This is a genomic window from Methylobacterium sp. J-048 (assembly GCF_022829515.1).
Classification (GTDB): Bacteria; Pseudomonadota; Alphaproteobacteria; order Rhizobiales; family Beijerinckiaceae; genus Methylobacterium.
The window spans coordinates 1-5,724 of the sequence record NZ_JAKSYL010000196.1 but is presented as its reverse complement, the minus strand read 5'-3'; the positions used below and the strand labels follow the sequence as shown (position 1 = coordinate 5,724).

Genomic DNA, 5,724 nt, shown 5'->3' with positions numbered 1-5,724 from the left:
GTATCGTTTCATAAGCAGCCCCTCGTTCAGGACGAGGTAAGCTGGTCCACGCCGAGGAGGCGAGCGCGGATCGGACACACCGGCCGTCTTGCATTACGCTCGCGATCCCAACCAGAAGCCAGCTCTGATCGAGGCATCGTCGCAGCTCACACCAACCAGGTGACGACTGAACGATTACGCTACCTAAAAACCGCACCTTGCGAGCCGTCCAGCTTCGTCCCGCCAAGCATCGCGCTCGGCCTGAACCGCCTCGATCAAGGCATGCAGGTTCCCGGCATCGATCGCGGTCTCCATCAGCATGTCCTGGGCGATCGCGAGTTGCTGGCGTAGATCAGCGTTCTCCCGCGCGATAGCGACGAGCAGGGCGGTCACGTCGTCGCCCATCAGCGCCTGCTCCAGATCACAGGCAGGGGCTCTATCCGCGCTCAAGCTTGGCGGCAACAACATCTACACTGAACGCGACTGCGCCGGCGAGGCCGCACCGAGTATCGAGGGGTGGAGACCCCGGTGCTACTCTTCCGGCGCGCGGCCGGAGCCAATCGCTGAGGGTATGGTGGCGCAGGGTAGTTTACTGTCCCTGTACGCGGTCGGCACGGATCGCCGGCTACATCGTTGCGGCGATAGCCATCCACTGGCGCGCCTCAGAAACTCGCTCGTCGTCCGGGCACAAGGGCATGTCGCGGATGACCCGCGAGACAATGTGGCGGACCAACCCGTCATTGAGGTTGAGTTCGCGGGCGTGGCTCTGAAGGCGCCCCATCAGGCGCTGGACCACAATCTCGTGTCGAATGTCGGCTTCGTCGAGCATGTCGTCATCCCCCCAAGATGCGGCTGCAAGATCGTGTTTCAGCCTATAGGAGCGGCTAGACGGGTATAGGATTGCTATATGCAACCCTAGATGTGGGGCTCTCCTCGATCCAACGGTTATCGCCATCAAGGTAATTCAAAGAATAATCCTCCCGGCCGCGTGCGGCTGGCGGACCTGACCAACTGGTCGGATACTACATCCTCACCGTGGGCTCGTGTTGCGGGTCGTAGGTCTGGCCGCGATGGTCGGTCATGGCCCTAAGATGGCGAGCGTGGCCGTGTCTGTCGAGGTGGCCGGCCGATCTCGCTGCAACAGGCGCGGGCAATGTTCGACCCGGGGAAATTCTACGGGATGCTGAGGAACGCCGAGGTGGGACGGTAACGCCCTACTCCGCTGCAGCGCCGACGCTGTCGGCCATCTTCGCTCCTCGCGTGCCTAGTGGCTGCGGCTTGCCCACCGTGGTGTCCTCGGCGGTCTGGTGCTCCATCTCGGCGTTCAGCTGGGCGCCCAGCAGCACGATGATCGTCGAGATCCAGATCCAGGTCATGAACCCGATCGCCGCCCCGAGCGAGCCGTAGGTCTTGTTGTAGCTGCCAAAATTGGCGACGTACCACGAGAACAGCAGCGAGCCGCCAAGCCACAGCACCGCCGCCACGCCACTCCCCCCGGTGACCCAATGCCAGCGCGGCGCGTCCCGGCTCGGACCATAGCGATAGAGGACCGCCAAGCCGCCCAGAACCGCGAGCAGCAGGACAGGCCAGCGCAACAGGGCCAGCCACCATGCATCTTTGCCGATCCCGATGAACTCGAACACGACGGGCAGCACCACAACGGCGCCGAGGGCCAGGATCAGGAACGCCAGCGCGCCCGCGGTGAAGGCCAGCGAGACGAGGTTCAGGACGAAAAAGTTGCGCGTCTCGCGTTCGTTGTAAACGAGGTTGAGCGCGTCGAAGATGTGCTTCATGCCACCGTTGGCGCTCCACACCGACAGGGCAACGCTCACGAGAAGACTGAGCCCAAGCGTGGCATTTCCCTTCTCATCCAGCAGCTTGACCTGATCGCCGAGGATATCGAGGGCACCTTGGGGCATAATGCCTTGCAGGCTGGTGAGTTGATCGTTGATGGTCGAGGCGTCTGCCGCGAGCCCGTAGACCGACACCAGGGCGGCGATCGCCGGGAAGATCGCCAGCAACGCAAAGAAGGTTACGCCGGCCGACACTAGCATGATCCGGTTCTCGCCCACGTCCCGGTAGGTACGCAGCGCGATGTCCTTCCAGCCTTTGGCGGGGATCTCGGTCGGGTGTTTGGCTTGCCGTCCGCGATCAGCCTGCGTGCGCGCTACTTCTTGGGCTTCACGACCGGTGTGAGAGGGAGACGTCCGGCGTGCCGCTCCATCCCCGCTGTCCGAACCTGCTGCGGAGGCGCCGGATCCTGTACGGGCCGTGCGTCGTGGCAATGCCACGATGCCGAGCAGCGCGGTGGTCAGCGCCAAGGTCCAGGCGAGGGAGTTTCCCTTCTCGACGGAGCCGGGCTGCGAGCGGTCTCGGTGATGGGACGTCATTTAAAAATTTCCGCGCGCTAAGCTGCGCTATAGCATCACGCGCAATAACAGCGTGTGGCTCCGAACGTTGCAACCAGAAGCTTCAGGACACAATCTTCGGGGCGATGAAACGGAGCGCGCCAGCAGATCGTCACCAAAGGCTTGAGGTCTGGCCGTGCTGCTCAGGCATGCGCTCGGGATGGAGGTCGGCGGGGCCGGTGTCTAGCCTCGCCTCGCAGCCCATTTTAGCACGACGTCGGGCTGACGGCGGGTGCACAGGGCAAGGCACAGTCCTGATCGCCAAGAGCTGGATCGCAACTGCTCCGAGCGCCCCCGATCAGCCGCTGATTGAGAACGGCGTTACCTGCTGAGCCTGGCCTGTTCCTCGCGATGTCCATCTGCTTTTCATGCAGCTCGCGACATAGCGATGAGATCGGATGCCGTAAGGGCGCGCTGGGGCAGTGGATCAAGGGGTGGAATGCGAGGCTGGACGGCAGGTGGCTTGATCCGGCCAACCCGAAGACGCGCCAGTGGGCTGGTTCTCTTTGCCGGCGTCCCTGTCACGCTTCTTCCCCTTGCCTGCCCAGGGGCGTTGCATAGGCGAACGCGCATTGAAGCGTTAGTTAAGGCTAAGCTTCCGACGGTAACAGGGGACGCGTCAGTGACATGCCGCTGGCCCTAGGCGACCCTTGAAGGCGCCTTAAGGCTACGCTTTCTTCACGGTGGGTGGCACAGTGCGCCATCATGCCGATCCGGCCAGAACACCGCTTCTTCTATCCGATCGACTGGCGCGAGCTGTCGATGGCGATCCGCTTCGGCCGGGCGCAGGGGCGCTGCGAGAGCTGCGGGCGGCCGCACGGGCAGCTGGTCTATCACCTCGGCGATGGCCGCTGGTGGGATGCTGAGGCTGGCCGATGGCGCGATGGATGGGGGCGCCGGGTCCGGATCGGGGCGGGCACCGACATTCTCGGCCGCGCCCGCCGGACCTATGTCGTGCTGGCCGCCGCTCACCGGGATCACAACACGGCCAACAACGCAGACGCCAACCTCGCGGCCTTCTGCCAACGATGCCACATGATCCACGACCGGCCGGAGCATCAGAGGCGGCGATGGCGCACGCTGTTCCGGCGGAAGGCATCAGGCGACCTGTTTGGTGGGCCCTATGCCTGAAAGGCACGCCTCTGCTGGATTGTGGCCGCTGCTTTCACGATCGACAGAACACTCTCGCGCGTCGGCGCGTCGGCGATGCTCGTGAACGCCTGGACGAGCTCGACGACCTTCGGATCGTCGAAATAGGTCTGAACGGGCGCGACTCCGGCATCCACCGGCGCCGTGTCGGAGAAAAACGTCTCGACTGGCACCCTGAGCTGATCCGCGATCATCTGCAGACGGCTGGCGCCGACCCGGTTGCGGCCCTTCTCGTACTTCTGCACCTGCTGGAAGCTCACCCCAATGGCGTGACCGAGCGCGGTCTGGCTCAGACCCTGTGCCGCCCGAAGCGCCGCGATGCGGCTGCCGATCGCGCGATCAGCTTCAGTCGCCAGCTTCGGTGTATTGGTGGCGGTCATCGCAGGATTGGCTTTCTACGAGGGGATGCCGGAACGCGCAGCCGCTGGTACAGTCGCCTAAAATCGACTGAGGATTGTACCTGATTGTGCCAGACAACCGTTAGTGCAGCTGAGCAACAGCTGCAACTTGTGCAGGGCACGAGTGCAACTCTGGGTATTTTGTAAAAGCGGCGACGGTTGTATCGCCCCTATGAGGGCTGCAGGTCCTGGCGAGATCGAGCACCTTCCATGGATGAGATTGAGGAGCGGCGCCACGTCGTGCTGCGCAACCTCGCGACGCACGCTGGCCCGGCACGAGCCCGTCTGTGCTTGTCTCTGGACAACGCTGCTCGGTTGGCACACCTCGCACCTGAGGTCATAGCGGCTATCGAGAACGGCAACGGCTGCACGTTCTCGCTCGCTGTGCTGACGCGCGTCGCACTATTCCTGGGGTTGACCGAGCTTGGCATGCCACGCCCTCGGCCGTCGGGGATGGAGTAGCCGAGTCTCAAAAAAGCTCGTTGGGGGAAACTTCGCCCGGAGCCGGCACGTACCGCTGGCCCATGAGCGACCAAGACGACGAGCCTACCGCCCTGAATGCTGCGATAGCGGCGCAGATCTATGCCGCCCGCATACGCGGTGCCTACTCAATCGAGACCTTGGCGGTGCTCGCCCGGGTCGACCCCGGGGCGATTATTGGGCTTGAGAATGGGGCGCCACTCATCGACGCGGGGGTCCGGAACCGGGTCATGGACGTGCTCGGTCTACGTCCAGATGGTCATTCCTCCCCTGTGCGCCTGACTGATCTCACCCTGTCCGATACGAACCGCCAAGGCTGATCTGACGCCGTCCACCGCCACCATGCATGCCATGGCTCGGCGCCGCATAGGGCTGACGCGACAGCTCATGCAGAGCATCGCCGACGGGCCCACCGACCCGATACAAGCAGGATCGCTCGCAGGTCGCCGCGACGCGCACGCCGATCTCGTGCGTATGGCTTCGGCCATACAGCCATAGGGCTAGCCGCGCCCGCGTCGCCTCCGGGATACCTTCGAGGAGATCGAGCAGTGTCTCGGGGGCAGCCCGCATCAGGCGCGTCGCGAGCCCCAGCGGCACCGGGCAGTCGTTCGCGAAATCCTCCGCGGTGATCACTCCCGGAAGCCGCAGTAACAGAACGACGCAATGTAGCGTTCCGTACTGGATAGGTCCGGCACCGGGGCCGATCGCTGGCGCGATGGATAGGGACGTTGGATCTGGATGGGGTTCGAGCACCAACAGCTTTGGTCGCGCTCGCCCCCCCCCCCGTCGTTCCGGCAGCAGCCCACCGGGGTCGCGTTTTCAGGCGGCCAGAACGTCGGCGTCGTCTTTCAAACCGGCCTCTCCGTTGGGCGAGGTTTCAAGCGAGCCGACACGATAAGCCGACATCTGGATGTCGCCGGCTTCCTGAGCCATCGCCGTCGCGAGAAGCTGCGCACGTCCCGCCCAACGATCCCGTTCTACCCGCATGGCAGCAAGCTGATCCTCGCTCGATGCCAACGCGACTTGCAACGTGTCGATCTCAGTCCGTAGACCGCTCGTGCGTTGCCGCTCACTCGCCAAGGCGGCTTTGAGCACATAGAGGGCAGCGTCGGTCGCTCCCTTCGGCGAACGGTTCACATCGCGGATGGGAAGGGATTGTAGCACGGCATTCTTGACCTCAGCAGCCCGCTGATTGCTCACCGGTGATGACGTCCGCGTGGCTGGCGCGTCAGGTCGAAGCTGCGCGATTTCTGTTTTCAGTTGCTCGACATCCAGCCCTGCCGGGGGATGAACCTCAGGTGGTTCGATCG

Annotated in this window: 6 protein-coding genes and 1 pseudogene; 1 reads left to right on the top strand and 6 read right to left on the bottom strand. The window is 63.9% G+C overall.

The window, feature by feature from the left end; translation table 11 throughout:
* Positions 1-183: 183 nt before the first annotated feature.
* The 3 genes from MKL09_RS19905 to MKL09_RS19895 form a co-directional block, all read right to left on the bottom strand.
* A complete protein-coding gene (locus tag MKL09_RS19905; protein WP_243969049.1) occupies positions 184-384 on the bottom strand; it encodes a hypothetical protein in 201 nt (66 codons plus the stop codon).
* A gap of 220 nt (positions 385-604) precedes the next feature.
* Complete coding sequence (locus MKL09_RS19900) at positions 605-808, bottom strand: hypothetical protein (protein WP_243969047.1); 204 nt, start codon at positions 806-808, stop codon at positions 605-607.
* 385 nt (positions 809-1,193) lie between these two features.
* Positions 1,194-2,369, bottom strand: a complete 1,176-nt coding sequence (locus tag MKL09_RS19895; protein ID WP_244022990.1) for a YihY/virulence factor BrkB family protein — start codon at positions 2,367-2,369, stop codon at positions 1,194-1,196.
* A gap of 723 nt (positions 2,370-3,092) precedes the next feature.
* Here MKL09_RS19895 and MKL09_RS19890 point away from each other — a divergent pair.
* On the top strand, positions 3,093-3,518 hold the full coding sequence (locus tag MKL09_RS19890; RefSeq protein WP_243969043.1) for a hypothetical protein: 426 nt from the start codon (positions 3,093-3,095) through the stop codon (positions 3,516-3,518).
* On the opposite strand, the gene MKL09_RS19885 is transcribed toward MKL09_RS19890, so the two are convergent.
* From MKL09_RS19885 to MKL09_RS19875, 3 genes and pseudogenes are all read right to left on the bottom strand, one after another.
* Entirely contained in the window at positions 3,509-3,916 is a 408-nt protein-coding gene (locus MKL09_RS19885; RefSeq protein WP_243969041.1) for a helix-turn-helix domain-containing protein, read from the bottom strand. The two genes, MKL09_RS19890 and MKL09_RS19885, sit on opposite strands and share 10 nt — an antisense overlap.
* A gap of 786 nt (positions 3,917-4,702) precedes the next feature.
* Positions 4,703-5,047 carry a hypothetical protein gene (locus tag MKL09_RS19880; protein WP_243969039.1) on the bottom strand — a complete coding sequence of 115 codons (345 nt, stop codon included), beginning with the start codon at positions 5,045-5,047 and terminating at the stop codon, positions 4,703-4,705.
* Between the two features lie 186 nt (positions 5,048-5,233).
* Positions 5,234-5,724, bottom strand: a pseudogene (locus MKL09_RS19875) (blue light sensor protein); the annotation flags it as partial.